Origin of the sequence: Paramicrobacterium fandaimingii (genome assembly GCF_011751745.2) — a bacterium.
Lineage (GTDB): Bacteria > Actinomycetota > Actinomycetes > Actinomycetales > Microbacteriaceae > Paramicrobacterium > Paramicrobacterium fandaimingii.
The window spans coordinates 3,246,814-3,269,213 of the sequence record NZ_CP061170.1; the positions used below are offsets into that span (position 1 = coordinate 3,246,814).

Here is a 22,400-nt window from a genome sequence, read left to right on the forward strand (position 1 = left end):
CGAGGGCTCAGTGCTGCGGTGCGACGGCAGTCGCCGAGACGGCGGAGACGCGCAGAAAGTCGAGCTTTGCCGCGGCATCCGACCCCGTGGCAGCGGTGTAGACGACGATGCGTGCATCGGCTCCTGCGACGGTAAAGACATCGCAGTCAAGTTCGACAAGGCCGACGAGTGAGTTGCGCACAATCTTGCGCTCCGACTGATGCTCGCCAACGGCGCCGCTGTGCCACAGTCGCGCAAACGTCGGGCTCGACGCCAGAAGGTCGCCGATGAGCATCGCAACGTTGCGATCGTCGGGATACCGCCCACGCACCCGACGCAGATCGGCGACGAGCGACGCCGAGAACTCCTCTGTCGTCGTCACAGGGGTGATCGTTCCCACAGGGCGCTGCCCGTCAATTTCAGCGAAGTGCCGACGAAGCAGATTGCGCTCGTTTCCCGAGGTGAGCGTCGGGTCGTCGAGAAGGGATTCCCACAGCGGCGTCCATGTGATGAGGTCCCACGCTGCCGAGAAGACGACGAGCGGCACGTCGCCCAGACGAGCAATAAGCCGTTGCGCGCCGGGCGGAATATGGGTGGGCACCTCGCGGGGAGACGGCGGGAGCAGCCCGGCGACGACATACAGGTGGTCCCGCTCGTCGTCGGTGAGCTGCAGGGCACGGGCGAATGACGCCGCCACCTGCTCGGAGGGTCGAAGCGATCGCCCCTGCTCGAGACGCACGAGGTAGTCGACGCTCACGCCGGCGAGCGCGGCGAGTTCTTCGCGCCTCAACCCGGGCGACCGGCGCCCCTCGCCGACGGGAAGCCCGACGTCCACAGGCGAGAGCCGATCGCGCCACAGTCGGAGCATCGGTCCAAGGTCGCCATGTGGAGCATCCATGATTCAAGTGTCGCAGTGCGACGAGCATCCTGGGTAGTACTCTCAGTCCCACCGCACAGAGCTACCACGACAGCTCGACGTGGGCGGAGCAAACTGAAAACCATGACAACGACATTGATTACCGGGGCGAACAAGGGTCTCGGATACGAAACAGCCCGCCGCCTCATTGAGGCCGGGCACACGGTGTGGATGGGCGCGCGAGATGCCGAGCGCGGGAAGAAGGCCGCCGACGAATTGGGCGGACGCTTCGTGCAGCTCGATGTGACAAATGACGAAACGGTGGCGCAGGCTGCCCAGACGATCACGGATGCCGATGGGCTCGATGTGCTCATCAACAACGCCGGCATTCACGGCACGATCACTGACGCTGATGAGCTGACCGCAGCCGATGCTGCGGAGGTATACGAGACAAACGTCGTGAGCGTTGTGCGCATGATCAACGCGTTCGTTCCAGTTCTGCGAGCGTCACGCACGCCGACAATCGTCAACGTATCGAGTGGAATGGGCTCATTCGGCACTGTGCTGAACCCCGAGCGCATCGAATCTCAACTCATCATGCCCCTCTACCAATCGTCGAAGTCCGCAGTGACAATGCTCACCGTGCAGTACGCCAAGGCACTGCCCGAGATGCGGGTGAACGCTGCGGACCCGGGATTCACGCAGACAGACTTCAACGAAGGACACGGCCATTTCACGGTGACGGAAGGCACTGACGCGATCGTCGAGCTGGCGACGCGCAACGGCTCGGGCCCGACAGGAACATTCATCGACCGCGATGGCACGATGCCGTTCTAAAACAAGCAGGCGTAGATTCGAAGCATGGCGAAAAAGAAGCAGTGGAATGAACTCAGCACGGGGAAGCGCGTCGGCGTCGTGGCGCTCACGGCGACTCAGATCGGCCTCGCCGTCGCCGCCTACGCGGATATCGCGAAGCGCGACGAGAGTGAGCTCAGTGCCACAAAGCGCGCGTGGCGACTGATTGCGATGATCGACTTCGTCGGCCCGCTCACCTACTTCGTGGCTGGCCGCCGCCTGTAGCGGCGCTGCATCGACACAGGATGCGGGCAGAAGGAAGAAGTGCCGACACGTGCGTCAGCGGGCGGCGTCACCCCAGCTTGTCGACTCGCCTGCCGGTGCAAAACGCTGCGGCACGCTCCACGGGTTCGCGTCCTGCAGCGGCTCAGGCAGCAGCGCCTGCGGTGCGTTCTGGTAGGCGACGGGGCGCACGAAGCGCGTGATCGCCGCCGTTCCGACCGACGTGTTCGCGTCGTTCGTCGTCGCAGGCCACGGGCCGCCGTGCTGCATCGCCGGTGTCACCGCGACGCCCGTCGGCCAGCCGTTAAACAGCACACGACCAGCGCCTTCGCTCAGCACGGCAACAAGCTCGCGCAGCGCATCAGACGCCTCACCGCCGCCGTGGTGAACGGTCGCTGTCAGGTTGCCGGGGAACAGCTTCTCCGCAAGCGCGGTGAGATCGTCGGTTGCGGAGTACTGCACAACGACGCTGAGCGGCCCGAAGCTCTCGTCGAGCAGTCGGTCGCGCTGCGCCACGAGCGTCGCGGCGTCGGTGACGACGATCGTCGGCGTCGCCCAGCCCTGACCATCAGCGTCCCGCTCGAGGCTTCCCTCGGCGATCGCCCGCACACCATCGGTGGACAGAATCGCATCGCGGCGCTCCCCGTAGCCGTCGGCGATGCGCGGGTTGAGCATGCGGTGCGGCTCGGCCCCGGACGCCGCCTCGGCGATGCCCTGCTCGAGCGGCGCCGCATCGGGAACGAACACGAACCCGGGCTTCGTGCAGAGCTGGCCCGCAGAACCGCCGACGCTCGTCACGAGGCCTGACGCGATCTCGCCAGCCCGCTCGGAGATCGCCTGCTCGGTGACGAACACCGGGTTGACGCTGCCAAGCTCGCCGTAGAACGGAATCGGCTTCGGCCTGGCTGCGGCGATGTCGGCCAGCATCCGACCGATCTTCGTCGACCCCGTGAACGAGCCGGCGGCGATGAGCGGATGCTTGAGAAGATCGACGCCGCGCTGCTGACCGGAGATCGTCTGGAAGACGTGCTCGGGAAGCCCCGCACCGACGAGCGCCTCAGAGATGACGCGAGCGGTCTCGGCCGAAAGCTCGGGGTGCCCCGAATGCGTCTTCACGACAAGCGAGCAGCCCGACGCCAGCGCGGCAGCAGTGTCGCCTCCGGCCACGGAGAACGCGAACGGGAAGTTGCTGGCCGCGAAGTTGAGCACCGGACCGACAGCCTGAAGATAGCGGCGAATATCCGGCCGCGGCCCCAGAACAAACTCCGGGTCGGCGGCGTCGATGCGCACGTCGAGGTACGACCCGTCGACGACGGTGTCGGCGAAAACGCGCAGCTGAACGGCAGTGCGCTTCAGCTCGCCCCGCAGACGCCCCTCGGCAAGCCCGGTCTCGGCCATTCCGATCGGAACGAGCGCGTCAGCGTTCGCCTCAAGTGCGTCGGCCGCGGCCACAATCGCCCGCGCACGCGCGGCGGGCATGATGCTCGCCAGCTCGCGGAACGCGCGATCGGCGTTCTGCGCAATCTGCTCAACGGAAAGTTCTGTGCTCATACGTGTGCCTCCTAGAAGACGAATCCGGTGGGGAAAGGGTCGGCAGGGTCAAGCATGTACTGCCCCATGCCCGTCACCCAGGCCCGCCCGGTGATGGTCGGAATGACGGCGGGCATGCCGTCGACGTCGGTCTCGGCGATGATCCGTCCCGTGAAGCGGCTGCCGATGAACGACTCGTTGATGAAGTCGGTGTCGAGCGCAAGCTCCCCGCGCGCCCACAGCTCGGCCATGCGCGCTGACGTTCCCGTGCCGCAGGGCGAGCGGTCGAACCAGCCGGGATGAATCGCCATGGCGTGGCGCGAAAGCTGCGCGTTGGAGCCGGGCGCGATGAACTCGACGTGGTGGCAGTGGTCTAGTCCTGCGATCGACGGATGCTTCGGAGCATCCTGCTCGTTGATCGCCGCCATGATCGCCAGCCCGGCGTCGAGGATCTCCTGCTGACGCGCGCGGTCGAAGGGCAGCCCGACGTCGTCGAGGTTCACCATGGCGTAATAGTTACCGCCGAATGCAAGGGAGTACGGAATCTCGCCGAGCCCGGGCACGTCGATCACGGCATCCAGCCTGTCGACAAAGCTGGGCACATTCTCGATTGTGACGGCATCCGCGTGCCCCTCACTGACGGCGACGCGGGCGATCACGAGGCCGGCCGGGGTGTCGAGGCGAATCGTGGTGACCGGCTCTGTCACCTCGACCATGCCCGTCTCGACAAGCACGGTTGCGGCGCCGATGGTGCCGTGGCCGCACATGGGAAGGCAGCCGGATGCTTCGATGTACACGATGCCCCAGTCGCAGTCCTCCCGTGTGGGAGGCTGCAGCAGCGCACCGCTCATGGAGGCGTGCCCGCGCGGCTCGTTCATGAGAAACTGCCGCAGATCGTCCTGGTGCTCGATGACATGCAGCCGCTTGTCGTTCATGGTCGCGCCGGGGATGACGCCGACGCCGCCCGTCACGACGCGCGTCGGCATCCCCTCGGTGTGTGAATCGACCGCGGTGATCACACGGCTTGATCTCATGTGAAAACCCTAGCGGCTCGCGATGTAGTCGAGGGCGCGCTTGGTGTCGCGCGTGACGCCCTCGATCTGCTGCGCAGACAGCGGACCGCGCGGCGGACGGGTGCGGCCGCCGAACGTGTTGCCCGCGACATCCTGCGACAGCTTGATCGCCTGAACGAACTCGGTCTCGGAGTCCCAGTAGAACACCGGACGCAGCTCGCGGTACAGGTCACGCGCTTCGTCGATCTTTCCCGCGTACACGAGTTCGCAGATCTCGGCCGATTCCTTCGGGAACACGTTGGGGTACCCGGCGAACCAGCCGACGGCGCCAGCGACGAGCGACTCGAACAGCAGGTCGTCTGCACCGGCGACGACGTCGATGTCGCAGGCATCCTGAATGTCCATGACGCGGCGGATGTCTGTGGAGAACTCCTTGACAGCCACGACGTTCTCGAGTGTCGCCAGCTCGGCAATCAGGTCGGGCGTGAGGTCGACCTTGGTGTCGAGGGGGTTGTTGTAGAGCATCATCGGCAGCCCGACCTCGTTCACCTTGCTGTAGTGCTCGATGACCTCGTCGCGGTTGGCGCGGTAGATGGTGGGCGGAAGGCACAGCACGGCGTCCGCGCCGTCTTCCTTCGCGTACTCGGCCCACTGCACAGCCTGGTGCCAGCCGACGCCGTGCACTCCGGCGACGACGATGCCGCGACCGGCGACGGCCTCGACGGCCACCTGAATCACCTTGCGGCGCTCCTCATCTGTCAGCGACGAGTACTCGCCGAGCGAGCCGTTGGGGCCGACGCCGCGGCATCCATTCTCCATCAGAAAGTTGCAGTGCTCGGCGAACTTCTCGTAGTCGACGGCGAGCCCTGCGGGAGCGCTTGCGTCGTCCTTGAACGGAAGGGTCGTCGCGACGACGACGCCTCCGAGGTCAAACTTCTTACTCATTGCGTACCTTTCAGTGTTTCTTCTGGTGAGAAGTGTCTTCGGTTGGAGGTTCCACGGCAGCGTCGGCGAGATCGCCGATGCGCACAGGGGAGACGATGGGCCTGCGGTCTGTGGCGACGCCGTCGGCGAACGTGCCGCCGAGCAGCTCCTCAACGCTGCGCCCGCAGATGCGGCCCTGGCAGATGCCGAGACCGGCGCGTGTCGAGAGTTTGAGAGAGCGGAGCCCGCACGAGGCGGTCTGCGACTGGATGCTGGCGAGCTCGCCGCTCGTCACCTCTTCGCAGCGGCACACCGTCGTGTCGTCGCGCAGCCAGCGCGTCCAGCCGGGGCGCGGGGCGTGCACGGCGTCGAGCCGCTCGCCGAACGACACGAAGCGGTCGCGCGCGCGGGCGGCTCGGGTGATCGTCGCCGATCGCGGACCGCGTGCGGCAAAATGCCCGGCGATCGCACCTTCGGCAAGCGCGGCGTCGGCCCCGGCAATGCCGGTGAGCTCACCGGCGGCGTAGACACCCCGAATGCTGGTCTGCTGACGCGCATCAACCTCGACGAAGCGCTCGGCGCTGATGCTGCATCCTGCCGCAATAGCGAGTTCGAGGCGCGGTGTGAAACCGTGGCTGACGCAGACAGCATCCGTCTCGACCACCGTCTCGGTTCCCGCGATGGGTGACCAGTTCTCGTCCACGCGGGCAATCGTCGCTGCCTCGACGCGGTCGGTGCCGTGCGCTTCGATGACGGCGCGGCCTGTGTAATACGGCACGCCGTGGCGCAGGTGCCCCGCGACATACCCGGCGAGTTCGGGCATCTTGCTCACGGCTGCCCCGAGCTGCCAGGGCTTCGCACCCCAGCCGCGCACGAGTGCCGCGGCTGTCGTCGCCTCGTACACACCGAGCACTCGGGCTCCGGTGAGCGCGAGCGACTGCGCAACGGGCAGAAGAAACGGCCCCGCCCCGGCGACGATGGCGCGCGAGCCGAGGGCGATGCGCTCTGACTTCGCAATGGCTTGAGCGGCGCCCGCTGTGTATACGCCGGGCAGCGTCCAGCCGGGGAACGGAATCGTGCGGTCGTGCGCGCCTGTGGCGAGAATGAGGGCGTCGGGCTCAAGCATGATGCTCTCGCGACCGGTTGAATCGACGGGGCCGACGTGCGCGTGAACTCGGGGAGCGCCGTCATCTCGCTGCTCGATGAGCCACACCTGCGCATTCTGCACCAGCGTGCACGACGGATGCTGCGTCACCTCGCTCGCGAGAGCCTCGAACGTGCTCCAGCCGTGGTGCAGAACACGCTGCTTCGCGGCGTGGGCGGTGTCGGGAAGGTGCCGCCAGAACTGGCCACCGAGCTGGTCGGACGAGTCGAGCAGGGTGACATCCGCCCCGGCGCGAAGTGCCGAGCGTGCTGCGGCGAGCCCAGCTGGGCCTGCTCCAATGATCACAATGCTCATGAGGATGCCCCCTCGCCGCGTTCCGTCGACTCACCGTCGGGCGGGGCCGTGGGCGCGGTGCCCGCTGGCTGAGTGTCGTGCGAATCTGCGCCGCCGGCAGCATCCGGCCGCCCCTCGCTTTGCAGCGAGACGACGTCGCCATCGCATGCGCGACGCTGGCAGGCGCGCACGTCTCGTTCGTCGCCGACCGTGAGGATGCAGTCGTAGCACATGCCGATGCCGCAGAAGATGCCGCGCGGCCGACGGCCTCGGCTGGTGATGCGCCAGGAGTCTCGTCCATTCTCGAGCAGCACGCCGGCGATCGTGCTCCCGACGGGACCCGTGAGCCGCTCGCCGTCGACGGTGATGCTTACGCGGTCGCCGTCGATGCGCTCGGCCGGGTCATGCTCAGGGGAAAGGCGATACGCGGTCATGCTGCACCGTCCCGTGTGCTCGGCTCCGCGCCGTCATCTGCCGCCAGGGCCGCAGCGAGCGACGGGCGGGCGATACTGAAGGCTGCGGCATCCAGCTCTGGCGTGCGACCCGCGTAGAGGTCACTCACCAGGTCGGCCGTCGAGATCGACAGGCCGATTCCGGCGCCCTCGTGGCCGGTCGCATGCCAGAGGCCGGGAAGGCGGTGGTCTGGGCCGATAACCGGCAGGTGGTCGGGCATGAACGGCCGAAATCCGCCGTAGGCGCGCATAATGCTCGCGGTGCGCAGAAATGGAAAGACGCGGGTGCTCTTCGCCGCGATCTCACGGATCACCTCGGCGCGCAGCCGCGAGTCGAATCCGATCTGCTCACGGCTCGATCCAATCAGCACGGTGCCGGCTGCCGTCGATTCGATGACGCTCGACGTCTGCAGCGCCACGTCGTTGGACTGCGTCGCGCCGAAGTAGTCGCCGTCGTACACCTTGCGAAAGATGCGGTGAGGCATTCGCGTGGTGACGAGCACGACGCCTCGGCGCGGGCGAACGGGAAGAGCAACGCCCATTCTCGACGCGACTTCTGCAGCCCAGGGGCCCGCCGCATTGATGATCGTGGGGGCAGTCACCGCACCGGTAGTCGTCTGCACACCCGTGAGCTCGCCTGAGGCCGAGCGGATGCTGCTGAGCACGTCCACGCCGCAGCGCACCTCGGCTCCCGCCCGACGCGCAGACGCCAGCAGCGCTTCTGTGGCGATGACTGGCTGCACCTGGGAGTCCTGCGGGTATGCGACGGCCGCCGTGATGCCGGGGTTGATGTGTGGTTCGAGCTGCAGTGCCTCGCTGGTGTCGATGATCTGCGCATCGACGCCCGCGTCTGCCTGCGAGCGAGCAAAGTTCTTAAGCGGCTCGGCGCCGGCTTCGGTCGTCGCAACTACGAGGCCGCCCTTGCGCTCGAACTCGATGTTTGGAAAGTCGGGACCGAGCTCGTCGGCGAGGTCGGCGGCAAGCTCGATCCAGCGGCGGTTGGCGTGCAGAGCAAGTTCGAGTTCGCGACCCGGAGCTTTGTCTGAGACGAGGAGATTTCCTTCGCCCTGGCCGCTCGTGCCCGCCGCGGCCGCACCGCGCTCGAGAACGACAACGCTCACACCATCACGGCTGAGGGCACGAGCGATCGCTGCGCCGACGATGCCGGCACCGATGATCGCAACGTCGTAACTCATTGCGCCCTCCTCCTTGTGAGCCTGTCATATGTAATATGTCACACATTGCTAAAAAAGTGAAGTGTTGTCGTGCCGCACGATTCACGCCGACCCTCGACTCCGGGTCCGCACGGCGCCCGCACAGATTCCGCGCCATTTTCTGCACCCGGCGCTCGACGTTTCAGGCGCGCATCGCCGATTCTGGCGCGCAAGCAGCCCGGTCACCGATCCTCTGGCTTGCCCGACCACCAGCCGAGCGTGTGATGAATGTGTTTCGCCATGAGGTCGCGTGCCCCCTCACGGTCGCCCGCCGCCAGAAGATCGAGCAGCTCGACGTGCTCGGCTGCCGAGTCCTGCAGCTTCTGGGTCTTCACCATCGACGCGAGCCCGACAAGACGCGTACGCGAGCGCAGATCGGCGACGACTTCGGCGAGATGCGGGTTGCCCAGCAGGCGCGTCAGCGCCATGTGGAACGCGTGATCCGACTGCAGGTACGTTGCCAGGTCGCCCCCCGCGGCACCCGCGACGATCTCGTCTGCGAGCGCCCGCAGCTCCCTCGCGTTCTCGGACGGAAAGGTCGCGGCCAGCTCGTACATGGCCGGCGGCTCAAGCCAGAGGCGCACCTGTGCGATCTGCGTCAGCTCCTCTTCGCTCACGCTCGTCACGCGAAAGCCCTTGTTGCGCACCGGCTCGACGAACCCGCGGCGAGCGAGCCCGAGCATCGCTTCGCGCACCGGCGTGGCCGAGACGCCGAACTTGCCGGCGAGCGTCGGCACCGTCAGCAGCTCACCCGGAGCAAGCTCACCCGAGATGATGCCCGTCGACAGCATCTGCTGCACGTAATCGCGCAAGCTCGACTGCTGCGGTACGGGCTGAATCGCACTCGTGGTCATCTCGTTTCCATCCCCTCAGGAGTTCGCACCCTGAACATGCTCAGCCGTCCACGCTTCGATTCCGTCTGCACTGATCGGGAGCGCGTCAGAGAGCACTTCCGCGTCTCTTTCCGTGACCAAGATATCGTCTTCAAGTCGAACACCGATGCCCCTCAACTCAGGGGGCACTGTCTCGTCGAAGGCATGGAAGTACAGTCCGGGCTCCACCGTGAGCACCATGCCGTCCGCGAGCGGCGCCCCCTGGTACGCGGAGTAGTCGGCCCGTGCGCAGTCGTGAACGTCGAGCCCAAGGTGGTGCCCGACACCGCAGACGATGTAGCGGCGGTGGTGCTGCCCCCGCTCGCTCAGCGCCTCATCGACCGAGACCGGCAGCAGCCCCCAGTCGTCGAGCCCCCGGGCGATCACCTCCATCATCACCGCGTGAAAGTCGCTGAACTGCGCACCGGGGCGCACGGCGTCGAGCCCCGCGCGATGCGCCTTCTCGACGAGGTCGTGCACCTGACGCTGTGCGGGCGAGAACGTGCCCGAAACGGGGAGAGTGCGCGTGACGTCTGCCGTATAGAAGGTTCGCGCCTCAACGCCCATGTCCAGCAGCAGCGCGTCGCCGTCAGCGACATCGCCGTCACAGCGCACCCAGTGCAGAATCGGCGCGTGGTCGCCGCTGCCAACGATCGTCGAATAGCCAGGCCCGTTGCCGTGCGTGCGCGAGTGCCGCTCGAACGTTCCCTGTAGCCAGCGCTCTCCCCCACCCGCGACAGCGCGTGGAATCTCGCGTGCGACGGCGGCGAACCCGTTCACTGTGTCGTCGACGGCGCGGCGAAGCTGCGTGATCTCCCACGCGTCCTTGATCATGCGCAGCTCCGAGAGCTCACGTTCCAGACGAGCGGATGCCGCGCCGCCCCCGACCGTCTCGGGCAGAGTCGCGGTGTCCAGACGCCCAGAAACGTGAAGATCACGGATGCCGCGCAGGTCGGCGTCGAGCTGACCGCGCCCGCGCACCTCGATCTGCAGGGCCTGCGACCACTCGCCGAGCGACGGCGCCGGCCCGACCCACAGCTCCCCGTGTGCCGCGTTGCCGAAGAAGTCGGTGTCGCCGGGGTACGCGGGTTCGGGAACGTAGAGCACGGCATCGTGCCCGCCCGCTCGGGCGCTCAGCACGACAACGGCGTCTTCTGCCGTGCACCCGGTGAGCCAGAAGAACCCGCTGTCCGGCCGAAAGTCGAAGGCGCAGTCGTTTACGCGAATCGGCGCCGTGCCCGAGAACACAACGACGCTCTCGCCCGCGAACTGCGCGCTCAGCCGCTCCCGATGCTGGGCAGACGCCGCGGCAGCGCCCGGTTCGACGCTCGGCGATCGGTCGGGCGTCGCCCACCCCTGCCCCATGAAGCGCGTGAACTCGTCAATCTGAGCGAGCCGCGGCATCCGGGCGTCTTTTCCTGTTGGCATCGACCGTGCGTTCATCGTGACCCCTTCTCGTCTTTGATCGGTCCGCCGAACTCGGCGACCATCTCGCGCAGGCGCGGCACAACGGTGCCCGACCCGATGCCGTCGTGCTCGAACTCGTTCGTCACCCAGCCGCGCGCATTGCCCACGCGGCTCACGGTGTCGAGCTGCAGGTGCGCGTCGACGTACATGTCGTCGTAGTAGACGGCGGCGGCAACCGGAACCTCGTTGTCTCGAAGTGCGTCGTGGTCATAGAGCGGGCTCCAGTCATCACGGCTGGCGAGCAGCTCGACAGCACCCCTAAACGGCTTCAGCAGCCTGATCTCGTCGAACATCCACGGGTAGATCATCTCGCCGGTGAAAAGCAACGGGCGGGCGTCGTCAGAGAATTCCGGATGCCGCTCGTGCTCTCGCTGCGCAGCCCACGCCGTCGCTCCCGCGCCGCTGTGCCCATAGATGGACTCCTGCATCACGGCGAACAGTGGGTTGTCAGCGTATGACGTGCGGGCGAGCACCTGCGCGAGAAACGTGTCGCTCAGTTCGTCGCCCGTGCCGCCCGCGAACGCCTCATCGAACAGCCAGTGCATACGCTCGAAGCCGGGCTTCATGCCGAAGTCGATGCCGAGGCTCTGCAGCCGACGTACCGTGAGCACATCGCCGTCTGGCAGCAGCACGTCGTTCCGCGCCAGCCGGTCGGCGATGCGCGACACCGTGGCGACGTCACTCGGGTAGCGCGCCTGAAAGACGCGGTTCTTCGCAGCCGTTCGCGGGTACGTGCGGCGGTACACCTCCGCGGCTGCGGGGTCGAGTCCCGCCAACCCGCCTGTGACGTAGCACGCCGCGAGTCCCTCTGGCGCGTGCGAGAGATAGCTCAGCGTGAGAAACCCGCCGTAGCTCTGCCCGAGGGTCTCCCATCGCTCGCCGCCGAACTCGTGCACACGCAGGTGCTCAAGGTCACGCACGATCGAGTCGGCGCGAAAGCACGCGAGATAGTCTGCCTGGTTCTGCGCACCGTCGAGTGCCTGGATGCCGCGCGCGTCGACGCGACTGCTGCGCCCCGTGCCGCGCTGGTCGGGAAGAATCACCCTGTGGGTCTTCAGCAGCTCGCCGATCCAGCCCGAGGCGTCTGTGGGTCGCGGCGACTTGCCGCCGGGCCCGCCCTGCAGGTAGACGATGAGCGGAAGCGTCTCGTGTCGCTTGTCTGCAGCGACGAGCTCGCGCGCGAAGACCGTGATCTGCCGAGAGTCGCTCTCGTCGAACCAGTCGAGGGGAACGACAGCCTCGTGGTCGACGACGTGGATTCCGGGCATCGTGTAGCTGTCGATGATCACGAGTTCTCCCTCTGCGCGTTCGCGACGCGCGCGGCTTCCCATTCGGGATTGATCTGCGGAACGGCACTGAGCAGCTCCCGCGTGTATTCGTGCTGCGGCGCGTCGAAGATGCTGTCGCGGGCGCCGTGCTCAACGATCTGCCCCTTGTGCACGACGGCGACCTGGTCGGCGATGTGCCGAACCACGGCGAGGTCGTGGGCAATGAAGATGTAGCTCAGATCGCGTTCACGCTGCAGGTCCTTCAGCAGCTTGATCACAACGGCCTGCACAGACACGTCGAGAGCAGACACGGCTTCATCACACACGACAAGGCTCGGCCCGACGGCGAGCGCGCGGGCGATGCCGATGCGCTGCGCCTGTCCGCCCGAGAACTGCCCGGGGTATCGCTGGCTGTGGTCAGGGTTGAGCCCCACTCGATCCATCAGGTCGCGCACGAAGTCGCGGCGCTTTGTCTTGGGCTTCACTCCCTGGTAGTCGAGGGGGGCCATGACGATGCGCTCGACGGTGTGCTTGGGGTTGAGAGACGAGAACGGGTCTTGAAACACCACCTGCACCTTCGAACGAAAGTGCGCGAGCTCTTTCCCCTTCGCCTTTGTCATGTCGACGCCGTCGAGCAAGACTCTCCCCGACGTCGGCTCAAGCAGTTTGGCTGCGATGCGCGCCATCGTCGACTTGCCGCTCCCCGACTCACCGACGATCGCGAGGGTCTCGCGCGCGTTCACGTCGAAACTCACGTCGTCGACGGCGGTGAATTCGTTCTTCCCCGAGAAGACGACGCCGCTTCCCTGTGTGATGAACGTCTTCGTGAGGCCGTCGGCCTGCAGCAGCGGCGTGCGAGTGTCACTCATTGCTCACTCCCTTGCTTTCGTCAACAGCTCTGATGTCTCCGACGACGTCGGTGATGCGCGGCACGGCGTCGAGCAGCGCCTTCGTGTACGACGACTGCGGGTTCGAGAAGATCTCGGCAACGGGAGCATGCTCGCGAGTCTCGCCGTTCTGCATCACGAGCACGTCGTCGGCAACCTCGCTGACAACGGCGAGATCGTGCGTGATGAACAGCATCCCCGTTCCCGTCTCTTTCTGAAGCTCGGTCATCAGCTCGAGAATCTGCGCCTGCACCGTCACGTCGAGTGCTGTCGTCGGCTCGTCTGCGATGATGAGGTCGGGTTCGAGGCACAGCGCCATGGCGATCATGATGCGCTGCCGCATGCCGCCAGAGAACTGGTGCGGGTAATGGTCGACACGGTGCTCCGGGTCGGCGATCTTCACACGCCGCATGGCATCGATCGCCACCCTTCTGCCGTCGCGCTTCGACCCTCCGCGGTGCGCACGATAGGCCTCGCTGATCTGCAGCCCCACCGTGAAATACGGATTGAGAGACGAGAGCGGGTCTTGAAAGATCATGGCGATCTTCTCGCCGCGCACCCGGCGCATCTCGTGATCGGAGCGGTCCAGCAGATCATGACCGAAGAACCGGATGCGGCCGGTCGTCGCCCCGCCGTCGGGCAGCAGCCCCATGATGGCGAGCGAGGTCATCGACTTGCCCGAGCCGGATTCCCCGACGATGCCGAGCGTTTTGCCCGGCTCGATGCGGAACGACGAGTCCTTCACAACGTCGACGGGGCCGCGCACGGTCTGGAAGGTCACCGTGAGGTTCTCCACCTCGAGCAGTGACGATCCGCTGATTGGAATCGAGACGGTCTTGAGCGAACCCGTCTTGGGCGCTGCGTTCTTCTTGACGTTTCGTCTCATTGTGTCTTCACCCTCACTCTCGGGTCGAGCACCGAATAGAGCAGGTCGACACCGATGTTCGCGACGACGACAATGGCGGCCGCGAGAAGAGTGACGCCCATGATGACGGGCTGGTCGTTCTGCGTGATGGAGTCGGCGGTGAGCTTACCCACACCGTTGAGGCCGAACACGGTCTCGGTGATGAGCGCGCCGCCGAGCAGTGCCGCGAAGTCCATGCCGAACAGCGTCACGGCGGGAGTGAGCGCGGGCCGCAGCGCATGCCGCCCAAAGACCACGCTCGGTGCGAGGCCCTTCGCGCGAGCTGTGCGTATGAACCCTTGGCCGAGAGTGTCGATGACGTTCGCTCGAATAAGCCGCGTATACATTGCTGCGAACATAAACGCGAGCACCGCCCACGGCATGATGTACGCCTGAAACCATTGAAGCGGGTCATCGCTGAACGGCACAGCTTGCGGAAACGGAAGCCACTTCAGCTTGACGACGAGAATATATTGCAGTCCCAGAGCAACAAAGAAGTTCGGCAGGCTGATTCCAGACAACGCCCCGACCATGACGCCGCGATCCCACCAGGTGCCGCGCTTGACAGCGCTCAGAAGTCCGCCGCCAACACCGGCGAGAAGCCACAGGATCGCCGCGCCAATCGCCAAGGTCACACTGACAGGCAGACGCTGGACGATCATCTCGAACACCGACTGGCTGGTCTGGAAGCTGTAGCCGAGGCACGGCGCGGCACAGTGCACGGCATTGACGCCCTCGCCATAGTCACGACCGACGAAGAGCCCGCTGATAAAGATCCAGATCTGTTCCCAGAACGGCCGATCGAGCCCGAGCCGCTCGTGGATATCGGCGATGCGATCGGGCGTGCAGGTCTTGCCGCAGATCATGTAGGCGGGGTCGGGCGAAAGCACGAAAAAGACCATGTAGGTGAACACCGTGATGAGAAACAGCACGACCGCACCGGCAAGGACTCGTTTGACAATGTAGAAAAGCATCAGGCAGCATCCCCCGCGTCGAGTTGCTTCTGCAGGTGGTCCCCTACGACGGTGAACGAAAGCACGGTGAAGAAGAGGAACAATCCGGGAATCATGAAGTACATGGGATCGACCGCGTACCACGAGACGGATGCGGCGATCATCTGACCCCACGAGGGCATGGGCGGAATGACGCCGACGCCGAGAAATGACAGCGCAGCTTCTGTTCCGATGTACTGCGGAACCGACAGCGTCGAGAGCACGATAATGGTTCCGCGAAGATTGGGAAGAATTTCTTTGAAGGCGATGCGCGCGGGGCTCGCGCCCGAGGCACGTGCCGACTCGACGAACTCGCCGTTGCGCAGCGACATCGTCTGACCACGCACGATACGCGCGGTGTAGGGCCAGGCGAACACGCTCAGGACGATCACCAGCAGAAGCGGTCGGTTTCCGGCCGGCAATGCAGAAAGCAGCGCGATCATAAAGATCAGCGCCGGGAACGCCATGAGAAAGTCCATCAGGCGCGAGATCAGCTGGTCGAGGATGCCGCCGAAGAAACCGCTGAGCATCCCGAAAACAACACCGAGTGTTGTCGTGACGATGGTGGCGCTGACCGCGATGGTCAGAGACACCCGGGCACCATAGGCGATACGCATGAAGACGTCGCGGCCACTCCCGGGCTCGACGCCAAACCAGTGATCCGGGCTGATGCCGCCCCAGGAGCCGATGGGCAGGCCCCCGAGTGCGGGATCGATGGCGGACTCGTCGTAGCTGTAGGGGCCAACGCCCGTGATCTGCTCGAGCAGCGGCGCCGCGAGCGCCAGCAGCACGATGAACACAATCCACGCGAAGCTGACGACAACAGATGGGGTGCTTCGCAGCGCGGCGACGACTCGTTTCACGGGGCTGGGGGCGCTGCCGCCGTCAAGCGACGCCAGCGCCCCCTTCCGTGTGCCGACCGCGATTTCACTCGCAGGTTGAGACATGTATTACTCGTCCACGCTCTTCAGACCGACAGTCACGAAGTCGATGCCACCGGAGTAGGCGAGGTGAAGGTTGGCGTTGGCAATGTTGCTGCCGGTCACCGTCACCGTCTTCTCCCACGTCAGCGGAACCGCGGGCGCAGACTCGAGGATCTGCTTGTCGAGTTCTCCCCAGGCCTTGTTCGCCTTCTCAACGTCGGTCATGAGTCGAATCTCGGCCATGCGCTTGTTTACCGCTTCGTTGTCGAACTGGGCGATGTTGGAGTTGCCCTGATCGAAGATCTGGCTTCCCTCGAACAGCGGCGGAAGGAAGGTGGCTCCCGTCGGCCAGTCGGGGCACCAGCCCGCAATGGCGGCATCCGTCTGCTGACTCGGAGTACCGATGATCTGCCAGTACTTTGCCGTGTCGATGACGTTGAGCTTGACGTCGATGCCGACCTTGCCGAGCGACTCCTGAAGCGACTCCGCCTGAGCCTGCGTAACGGGCACGGCACGCATGTCGAGGCTCATTTCGAACCCGTCAGCGTAGCCCGCCTCGGCGAGCAGCTCCTTCGCCTTCTCAGGATCACCCTCGCTGTCCTTGCTCGGGTAGAGATCGAAGTCTTGCTGCCCCTTAACCGACGGCGGCAGCATAGACGTGGCAATGTCGGTCAGCGCAGGGCCTCCGGTCGCGGTCTGCACCGACTTCTTGTCGATCGCGTAGGAAATCGCCTGACGCACCTTGATGTCGTCCAGCGGTGCTTTCGTGTTGTTGAGCGCGAGGTATGTGGTGCAGCCCTTCAGCCCTTCAAGAGTGCGCTCCTGAATCGAGGGCTCCTGGATCCGCGAAAGCGACGACGCCAAGACGATTCCAGCAATGGCGTTTTTGTCGTCACCCTGGTTCGCGATCATGCGTTCGTCGATCGTTGAATTGTCGAGTCCGAGGGTCCACACAAACTTGTCGGGGTACGCCTTACGCACCTCGTCGGAGTCAGGCTCCCAGTACTCGTTGCGCTCAAGAACAATCGTGCTTCCGGGCGTGTATTCGGTGACGACGTACGGCCCAGACGAGATCGGCTGCTTGTCGATGCTCGTTGTCGTCACATCGCCATCCGCAGGGAATGGTGTGTACACCGGCTGGGCGACGGCGCTGCCGAAGTCGGCGAACGGCTGGTTGAGGTGGAAGATGATCGTCTTGTCATCCGGCGTCTCGATCGAGTCGAGGTGGCCGTCCTTGTAGACGCCTTCATAGTCATCGGCTCCGTCGAGCAGAATCTTCGCGTACGGCGAGCCAACGGCGATGTCTGGGTCAAGCGAGCGCTCGACACCGAAGCGCACGTCTTCGCTTGTGATCTCCGAACCGTCCTGGAAGAAGATGTCGTCCTTCAGTGTGAACGTCCACTCGGTGTTGTCCTCGTTGGGTGTTCCGAGATCCGTCGCGAGGTCAGGGACCATCTCGGTCGGGTCTTTTGCATCACCGCCCGCATACGTCGTCAACGTGCGATAGATCAGACGGTAGAAATTGTTGACTCCACCGTCCCAGCCCTGCGCCGGGTCGAGGTGCGAGAAGTCAGTCGTGGCAAGAACGTTGAGCGTGCCGCCTTTGACTGCCTCGCCGCTGCTTCCGCCGTCACCGGAGGTGTCGCCTCCGGCGCTGCATCCCGTGAGGGCGAGGGCCGCAGCGAGGCCCAATCCCAGCACCATATTGCGTTTCTTCATCAGTTCACTCTCTGTCGATGCGGGCGTCTCTGCCCGCACTGTGGGTGTTTCAGGGGGTTAGGCCGTGCGCAGCCATACGCGCATTGCCTTGGCCTCACGGTTTCCCCACTGAAAGTAGGGAACGAGTGTGAGGTGCGTTCGGGCTGCATCCTTCGCAGCCGGGTCTGTGGTGCCAGTGCTGTCAGCAGCATCCGCGTCGTCTCGAAGCTCCGGGTAGAGCTCTGTCTGACCGAGCGACACCGTCGTGACGAGCCCGCGCAGCACGATGCTCGGCCCCGAAGCGACGACCTGTCGCGACTCGGGTTCGAACGCACGCACGGCGCGAGGCGACACGACGAGGGAATCGATGTCGCGTTCGTTGTCTTGCTGTTCGGCGCAGTAGACGAGGGGGCCGCGGGCCACAGCGAGGCTGCCGCGAACAGCATCCACTCGGGGATCTGCCCCGTGGGCGCGTGCGGTCATCGGCAGGCTGATGCGGATGCTCTCGCCCGCTGTCACGTCGTCGATGCGCGCCCAGTCGCCGGGCGTCGCCGTCGCGCGGCTGCCTGCGCGCTCCACCGTCGCGCCGTGGGCCCAAGACGGAATGCGCACGGCGACCGCGCGGTCAGATTTCGGAGCGGCCGTCACGTCGATCATGACGTCGCCGTCCCAGGGGTACTCAGAGGCGATGGTGAGCTCGAGCCCGTCGTGGCTGATCTCTGCCGCGGTGAGGTTGGCGATGTGCAGCGTGTGTTCGTCTGCGAATGCAACGTGGTCTTGCAGCTCAGACACCCAGCGGATGATGTTCGGCGGGCAGCAGGGGCAGCCGAACCAGGCGCGGCGCAGCAGGGGCCCGTCGGCCTCGGCGCCCGAGCGCTGCATGTGATCGCCCCGGCGCTGCAGCGGGTTGTCGTAGAAGAACGCGCAGCCGTCGTCGGAGAGCCCGACGGCGAAGGCGTTGTACTGCACGATTTCGAAAATGTCGGCATAACGAGCTTCGCCCGTGTTCAGCAGCATCCGCCATGCCCACTGCATCAGGGCGATGGCCGCGCAGGTCTCGTTGTAGGCGCGCTCGCTCGGCAGCTCGAAGCGATCGCCGATGGCTTCGTCTGAGTGCCGGCTGCCGAGGCCGCCCGTGATGTACAGCTTGCTCGCGACCATGTCGTCCCAGAGGTGCAGCACGGACTTCTCGAGATCGTCTGCGCCGGTCTCGGTTGCCACGTCGGTGGCACCTGAGGCGAGGTACATCATGCGAACGGCGTGCCCCGTCACGGAGTCGAGGGTGACGAACGGCACGAGGTCTTGAAAGTACTCGCTCGTGAAGATCGTCGAGCTGATGCTCTGGTGGCCGCGACGGCGCACCATGAGGTCGGCGAGCTCGAGATGGTCGCGGTTTCCCGTTTCGCGGAACAGTTCGACGAGAGCCATCTCCACCTCGGGGTGCCCGCAGAAGGCGAGCGTCTCTGTGGTGTCGGGGCCGAACTTCTGCCAGACCAATCGTGCGAAGCGCACGGCGATGTCGAGAAGTCGGGCGTCACCAAGCTGCCTGTTGGCGGCGACCGCTGCTTGAATCAGGTGACCAAGCGAATACAGCTCGTGGCCCCACGCGAGGTCGCTCCACGGCTCTTTGTCGATCGAGTCGGCTTGAAAGTAGGTGTTGAGGTAGCCATCGGCGAGCTGGGCCCGCTGCATGAGGTCGATGGCTTCCTCGTAGAAGTTGCGAATGGAGGCATCGAGGGTGACGGCACCCGACTCTGTTGTTTCTGCTGGCTCTGCCCGGGCGAGTTCGTAGGCAATGCCCTCGAGCGTCTTGTAGACGTCGGTGTCGAGAAACGGGTAGCGGCCGCGGTATGGCTCGGTCGCGCCGCCGATGACGGCACGAAAGTTGTCGAGGTTGCCTGCGAGCGTCAGCTGCTCGATGCTGTGCACGAGGGTCTGCTCGCGATTGCGACGCTGCCACTGCCCGAGCAGTCCGCTGCTCGCAAGGGTCACCTCTGTTGCGCCGAGGGAGGCGAATCGGGATGCTGCCGATGAGACGGCTGGGCGAACCCGCGATGTTCGCGCTGTCGATGTGGCTGATGTCGGAGAAGACACGGGACCTCACTGCTCTGTGACCTGTAGTGGGTGATATGTTACACGGCACTTCGGCGGGTACGTCAATCCCGTGATCAAAATGTGACCGTTCACAACGCCAGGTCGCCGCGTTCGGTCATTCTCGAAGCCGATCTGCTCCGAAGGGGTACCCAAAGACACAGCGGTTGTGTAAAGTCACGGTCAATCGAGGGCGAGGCACACAGCACCGCCGCTTCACCGCATCCGTCCTCGGGAGAGTTCCTTCGACCACCGATGCAGCGGCGAGCGACCGCAGGCGCGAGCGCTGCAGATTCGACAGTTGTCGAGTCAGACGCCCCCAGAGGGCCCAGAACACTCCTGTGCGTATCAGTGATGTGTCACATGTCACGGCCTTGTCACGTCACGGCTGTGCCCCATCACGACGGTGGCGGCGCGAGCTCGCTCACGTTAACCGCAGATGAGTTCATAGGAGAACCATGACACATTCACGAAAAACAGCGGGAGGTGCGTTGGCAACGGCCGTGCTGCTCATGCCCGCATTGCTCCTCGGCGCCAGCCCGGCAGCTGCCGCCGAGACCGACGCCACAATCAGTGTCGCTGCCGACGGCACCGTTGCGACGGACCCAACGTTCGACGGCCCGCAGATCACCGAGATCCGCGTCATCAACGAACAGAAGTTTCTCGAGATCTACTGGGATCGCTACGTCGACGAGAAAGAAGCCGTGAGCCCAGAGAACATCGTGCTCACCAACGGCGACCGCACAATCGACCTCACGGCGAAACCCGCCACAGGGCGCACCGACACGATTTTCTTCGACAAGAAGAACGAGCAGATGGCGGCAACCGACGCCAACAGCATGGAGCGGCTTCCAGACGATCTCCACCTCGCGAGCATCGCCTACACGGGAACAATCGACATGAGCGAGCCGCTCACCCTGACGGTGACCGGCTCGGCGATCGTAGACGGCGAGGGCGCGCAGGCGAAAGACGCCGTGTATACCGGCATCCCGAAACTCGACTATTACACGCAGTCCGTCACGACTGACACCGGCATCGTCGTGAAGGCGAACTCACGTGTTGATGCCAGCACACTGACTCTCGCGGCCGCGCAGGTCGATGTCGAGCTGGCGAAGACCGAGACAGGCATCGCCGCGCAGATGGCCGATTTCGGATGCTCCCTCGCCGTGTACGCGTCACGAGAGAATGCGTACCTCATTCCCGAACACCGCGGTGGCTACGACCCCGAGATGTACGACGTCGAAGGGTATGGCGGCAGCACGTACAACAACTGCGTCTCGTCGATCTCGGAACGCAATGTGCTGCGCACGCGCGGCAACACCGACCCGTTTCTCAACACGAGCTACACGAACGAGAACATTTTGATCCACGAATTCGGCCACGCTGTGAAGCTCGTCGGAATCGAGACGATGACTGACACAACGCTGGCAGACGAGTTCTATGCCGCGTACGAGAACGCTTATCTCACGGGCCTCTGGCCCAACACCTATGCGATTGGCAACAGCGACGAGTTCTTCGCGACGCTGTCGGCGATCTGGTTCGATGTCATGGCCGAAAAGCCCGACTGGACCGACGGCGTGCGCAGCCCCATCAACACCAGGGCCGAGCTCAAAGAGTACGACCCGACGTCATACGCATTCTTCGAGAAGATCTACCCGAGCGATCTGACGTTGCCCGCACCATGGGATGAACCCGCTCCAGACGAGTACCACGGTGATTACACCGAGCTTCCCGAGCAGGAGCCCCGCGTCACCGCAACCGACGTGGCATTCGGCAGCGACCAGTTCCGCATCTCGACGCAGACCGTCAGCGGTGACTTCCAGATCGACAGGTTTGCCGGCGATGCCGAGCACCCCGATCGCGACGTCGTCGTGTGGTTCACCTGGGGCGACGGCGTCTGGTCGATCGACTACGACAACGGGTTCTACACGATCAGCGCGTCAGACGGCAGCGGCGTACTCTCGGCCACCTCCGACACCGAAGTGCGGTATGCCGGAATCGGCGCCGACGCGAGCGATGACAGCCAGAAGTGGCGCTTCGTTCCCGACACATCGACACCGGATGCTGTCTATGACGGCCAGCTTGTGAACGCGGCGAACGGTCGCGCACTAGCGCTGGACGACCGCGCGAACACCGGCGTCTCGCTGACCCTCACCGACACGGCATCTGGCACGCGCTGGATGCTCGAGGACACGACGCGCACCGAGGTTCAGGGCACGGCAGCGTACGTTCTTCCCGTCACGATAACCATCACGTCCGGCGCCCAGAACTCTGACGAGCCCAGCATGCAGACATTTGGTGCAGAGACATCGATGGTAACCGCTGCGGCGGATGACGAGATCATGACGATCAACGTCGCGCAGCAGGGCTTCTCGCTGCCAAACATCGCCGACGTGTTCGGTGCCGACTGGTCGCGGGATGGCTACACGTTCTCTGGCTGGAGCATCGCGGGCGGGGACAGCATCCTGCCCACTGACTGGGGCATTCCAGACGGCACGACAGCGCTCTCTCTCGACGCCGTGTGGGAAGCGGCTGATCAGCCGGGGCAACCAGGCGAGCCTGAAGACCCGGCTGAGCCGGCAGTCCCGGGGGACGACAGTGGCTCCCCGGGCGAGGCCCCGTCAGATGAGGCATCGGATGCCGCGGGCGAATTGCCGCGCACGGGAGCTGACATCATCGGCGCTGCCGCAGCGGCACTCGTCGCCCTTCTGCTCGGAGGTGGGCTGATGCTTGTACGCCGCAGATCGGCGGGCACCAAACAGTAGCGACGGCTGGTGAAAGCGCAGGGTGATCGTCGAGATACCCTGCGCTTTCA

Annotated in this window: 19 protein-coding genes; 3 read left to right on the forward strand and 16 right to left on the reverse strand. The window is 65.0% G+C overall.

Translation table 11 applies throughout. From position 1 onward, the window contains the following. Positions 1–7 precede the first annotated feature (7 nt). Positions 8–877: a helix-turn-helix transcriptional regulator gene (locus HCR84_RS15675; protein WP_166979497.1), complete on the reverse strand. Its 870-nt coding sequence runs from the start codon at positions 875–877 to the stop codon at positions 8–10. A gap of 102 nt (positions 878–979) precedes the next feature. Here HCR84_RS15675 and HCR84_RS15680 point away from each other — a divergent pair, with 102 nt between their 5' ends. Further along, complete coding sequence (locus HCR84_RS15680; RefSeq protein WP_166979495.1) at positions 980–1,672, forward strand: SDR family NAD(P)-dependent oxidoreductase; 693 nt, start codon at positions 980–982, stop codon at positions 1,670–1,672. 24 nt (positions 1,673–1,696) lie between these two features. Continuing rightward, positions 1,697–1,915, forward strand: coding sequence for a PLDc N-terminal domain-containing protein (locus HCR84_RS15685; protein ID WP_166979493.1), 219 nt, complete (start codon positions 1,697–1,699; stop codon positions 1,913–1,915). Between the two features lie 54 nt (positions 1,916–1,969). Here the strand turns inward: HCR84_RS15685 and HCR84_RS15690 are convergent, their stop codons facing one another. The 15 genes from HCR84_RS15690 to HCR84_RS15760 form a co-directional block, all read right to left on the reverse strand. Beyond that, a complete protein-coding gene (locus tag HCR84_RS15690; protein WP_166979492.1) occupies positions 1,970–3,463 on the reverse strand; it encodes an aldehyde dehydrogenase (NADP(+)) in 1,494 nt (497 codons plus the stop codon). A gap of 11 nt (positions 3,464–3,474) precedes the next feature. Beyond that, entirely contained in the window at positions 3,475–4,476 is a 1,002-nt protein-coding gene (locus HCR84_RS15695) for a proline racemase family protein (RefSeq protein ID WP_166979490.1), read from the reverse strand. A 9-nt stretch (positions 4,477–4,485) separates the two neighbouring features. After that, complete coding sequence (locus tag HCR84_RS15700) at positions 4,486–5,400, reverse strand: dihydrodipicolinate synthase family protein (RefSeq protein WP_166979488.1); 915 nt, start codon at positions 5,398–5,400, stop codon at positions 4,486–4,488. A 10-nt stretch (positions 5,401–5,410) separates the two neighbouring features. Further along, entirely contained in the window at positions 5,411–6,838 is a 1,428-nt protein-coding gene (locus HCR84_RS15705; protein ID WP_166979486.1) for an FAD-dependent oxidoreductase, read from the reverse strand. Further along, positions 6,835–7,251 carry a (2Fe-2S)-binding protein gene (locus HCR84_RS15710; RefSeq protein WP_166979484.1) on the reverse strand — a complete coding sequence of 139 codons (417 nt, stop codon included), beginning with the start codon at positions 7,249–7,251 and terminating at the stop codon, positions 6,835–6,837. Before HCR84_RS15710 ends, HCR84_RS15705 begins: the two co-directional genes overlap by 4 nt. Next, positions 7,248–8,465 carry an NAD(P)/FAD-dependent oxidoreductase gene (locus HCR84_RS15715; protein ID WP_166979482.1) on the reverse strand — a complete coding sequence of 406 codons (1,218 nt, stop codon included), beginning with the start codon at positions 8,463–8,465 and terminating at the stop codon, positions 7,248–7,250. The genes HCR84_RS15710 and HCR84_RS15715 overlap by 4 nt, the downstream gene beginning before the upstream one ends. 200 nt (positions 8,466–8,665) lie before the next feature. Beyond that, positions 8,666–9,337, reverse strand: a complete 672-nt coding sequence (locus tag HCR84_RS15720; RefSeq protein WP_166979480.1) for a GntR family transcriptional regulator — start codon at positions 9,335–9,337, stop codon at positions 8,666–8,668. A gap of 15 nt (positions 9,338–9,352) precedes the next feature. Next, positions 9,353–10,798, reverse strand: a complete 1,446-nt coding sequence (locus HCR84_RS15725; RefSeq protein ID WP_166979478.1) for an aminopeptidase P family protein — start codon at positions 10,796–10,798, stop codon at positions 9,353–9,355. After that, positions 10,795–12,111, reverse strand: a complete 1,317-nt coding sequence (locus HCR84_RS15730; protein WP_166979476.1) for an alpha/beta fold hydrolase — start codon at positions 12,109–12,111, stop codon at positions 10,795–10,797. Before HCR84_RS15730 ends, HCR84_RS15725 begins: the two co-directional genes overlap by 4 nt. After that, positions 12,108–12,959, reverse strand: coding sequence for an ATP-binding cassette domain-containing protein (locus HCR84_RS15735; protein WP_166979474.1), 852 nt, complete (start codon positions 12,957–12,959; stop codon positions 12,108–12,110). The genes HCR84_RS15730 and HCR84_RS15735 overlap by 4 nt, the downstream gene beginning before the upstream one ends. Next, positions 12,952–13,863, reverse strand: a complete 912-nt coding sequence (locus HCR84_RS15740; protein ID WP_166979472.1) for an ABC transporter ATP-binding protein — start codon at positions 13,861–13,863, stop codon at positions 12,952–12,954. Before HCR84_RS15740 ends, HCR84_RS15735 begins: the two co-directional genes overlap by 8 nt. Then, positions 13,860–14,855 (reverse strand): ABC transporter permease, encoded by a 996-nt coding sequence (locus HCR84_RS15745; RefSeq protein WP_166979470.1) that lies wholly within the window; start codon positions 14,853–14,855, stop codon positions 13,860–13,862. Before HCR84_RS15745 ends, HCR84_RS15740 begins: the two co-directional genes overlap by 4 nt. Continuing rightward, positions 14,855–15,820 (reverse strand): ABC transporter permease, encoded by a 966-nt coding sequence (locus HCR84_RS15750; RefSeq protein WP_166979468.1) that lies wholly within the window; start codon positions 15,818–15,820, stop codon positions 14,855–14,857. Before HCR84_RS15750 ends, HCR84_RS15745 begins: the two co-directional genes overlap by 1 nt. A gap of 3 nt (positions 15,821–15,823) precedes the next feature. Beyond that, on the reverse strand, positions 15,824–17,515 hold the full coding sequence (locus tag HCR84_RS15755) for an ABC transporter substrate-binding protein (RefSeq protein WP_166979466.1): 1,692 nt from the start codon (positions 17,513–17,515) through the stop codon (positions 15,824–15,826). Between the two features lie 57 nt (positions 17,516–17,572). After that, positions 17,573–19,588 carry a glycoside hydrolase family 127 protein gene (locus HCR84_RS15760; protein WP_166979464.1) on the reverse strand — a complete coding sequence of 672 codons (2,016 nt, stop codon included), beginning with the start codon at positions 19,586–19,588 and terminating at the stop codon, positions 17,573–17,575. A 455-nt stretch (positions 19,589–20,043) separates the two neighbouring features. Here HCR84_RS15760 and HCR84_RS17685 point away from each other — a divergent pair, with 455 nt between their 5' ends. Continuing rightward, on the forward strand, positions 20,044–22,350 hold the full coding sequence (locus tag HCR84_RS17685) for an LPXTG cell wall anchor domain-containing protein (RefSeq protein WP_166979462.1): 2,307 nt from the start codon (positions 20,044–20,046) through the stop codon (positions 22,348–22,350). The last annotated feature ends 50 nt before the right edge of the window (positions 22,351–22,400 follow it).

Coding starts and splice junctions, on each gene's coding strand:
- HCR84_RS15720 (WP_166979480.1), bottom strand. CDS start 9,337: ATGACCACGAGTGCGATTCAGCCCGTACCGCAGCAGTCGAGCTTGCGC.
- HCR84_RS15700 (WP_166979488.1), bottom strand. CDS start 5,400: ATGAGTAAGAAGTTTGACCTCGGAGGCGTCGTCGTCGCGACGACCCTT.
- HCR84_RS15705 (WP_166979486.1), bottom strand. CDS start 6,838: ATGAGCATTGTGATCATTGGAGCAGGCCCAGCTGGGCTCGCCGCAGCA.
- HCR84_RS15690 (WP_166979492.1), bottom strand. CDS start 3,463: ATGAGCACAGAACTTTCCGTTGAGCAGATTGCGCAGAACGCCGATCGC.
- HCR84_RS15715 (WP_166979482.1), bottom strand. CDS start 8,465: ATGAGTTACGACGTTGCGATCATCGGTGCCGGCATCGTCGGCGCAGCG.
- HCR84_RS15685 (WP_166979493.1), top strand. CDS start 1,697: ATGGCGAAAAAGAAGCAGTGGAATGAACTCAGCACGGGGAAGCGCGTC.
- HCR84_RS15680 (WP_166979495.1), top strand. CDS start 980: ATGACAACGACATTGATTACCGGGGCGAACAAGGGTCTCGGATACGAA.
- HCR84_RS15675 (WP_166979497.1), bottom strand. CDS start 877: ATGGATGCTCCACATGGCGACCTTGGACCGATGCTCCGACTGTGGCGC.
- HCR84_RS15695 (WP_166979490.1), bottom strand. CDS start 4,476: ATGAGATCAAGCCGTGTGATCACCGCGGTCGATTCACACACCGAGGGG.
- HCR84_RS15710 (WP_166979484.1), bottom strand. CDS start 7,251: ATGACCGCGTATCGCCTTTCCCCTGAGCATGACCCGGCCGAGCGCATC.
- HCR84_RS15745 (WP_166979470.1), bottom strand. CDS start 14,855: ATGCTTTTCTACATTGTCAAACGAGTCCTTGCCGGTGCGGTCGTGCTG.
- HCR84_RS15750 (WP_166979468.1), bottom strand. CDS start 15,820: ATGTCTCAACCTGCGAGTGAAATCGCGGTCGGCACACGGAAGGGGGCG.
- HCR84_RS15725 (WP_166979478.1), bottom strand. CDS start 10,798: ATGAACGCACGGTCGATGCCAACAGGAAAAGACGCCCGGATGCCGCGG.
- HCR84_RS17685 (WP_166979462.1), top strand. CDS start 20,044: ATGACACATTCACGAAAAACAGCGGGAGGTGCGTTGGCAACGGCCGTG.
- HCR84_RS15740 (WP_166979472.1), bottom strand. CDS start 13,863: ATGAGACGAAACGTCAAGAAGAACGCAGCGCCCAAGACGGGTTCGCTC.
- HCR84_RS15755 (WP_166979466.1), bottom strand. CDS start 17,515: ATGAAGAAACGCAATATGGTGCTGGGATTGGGCCTCGCTGCGGCCCTC.
- HCR84_RS15735 (WP_166979474.1), bottom strand. CDS start 12,959: ATGAGTGACACTCGCACGCCGCTGCTGCAGGCCGACGGCCTCACGAAG.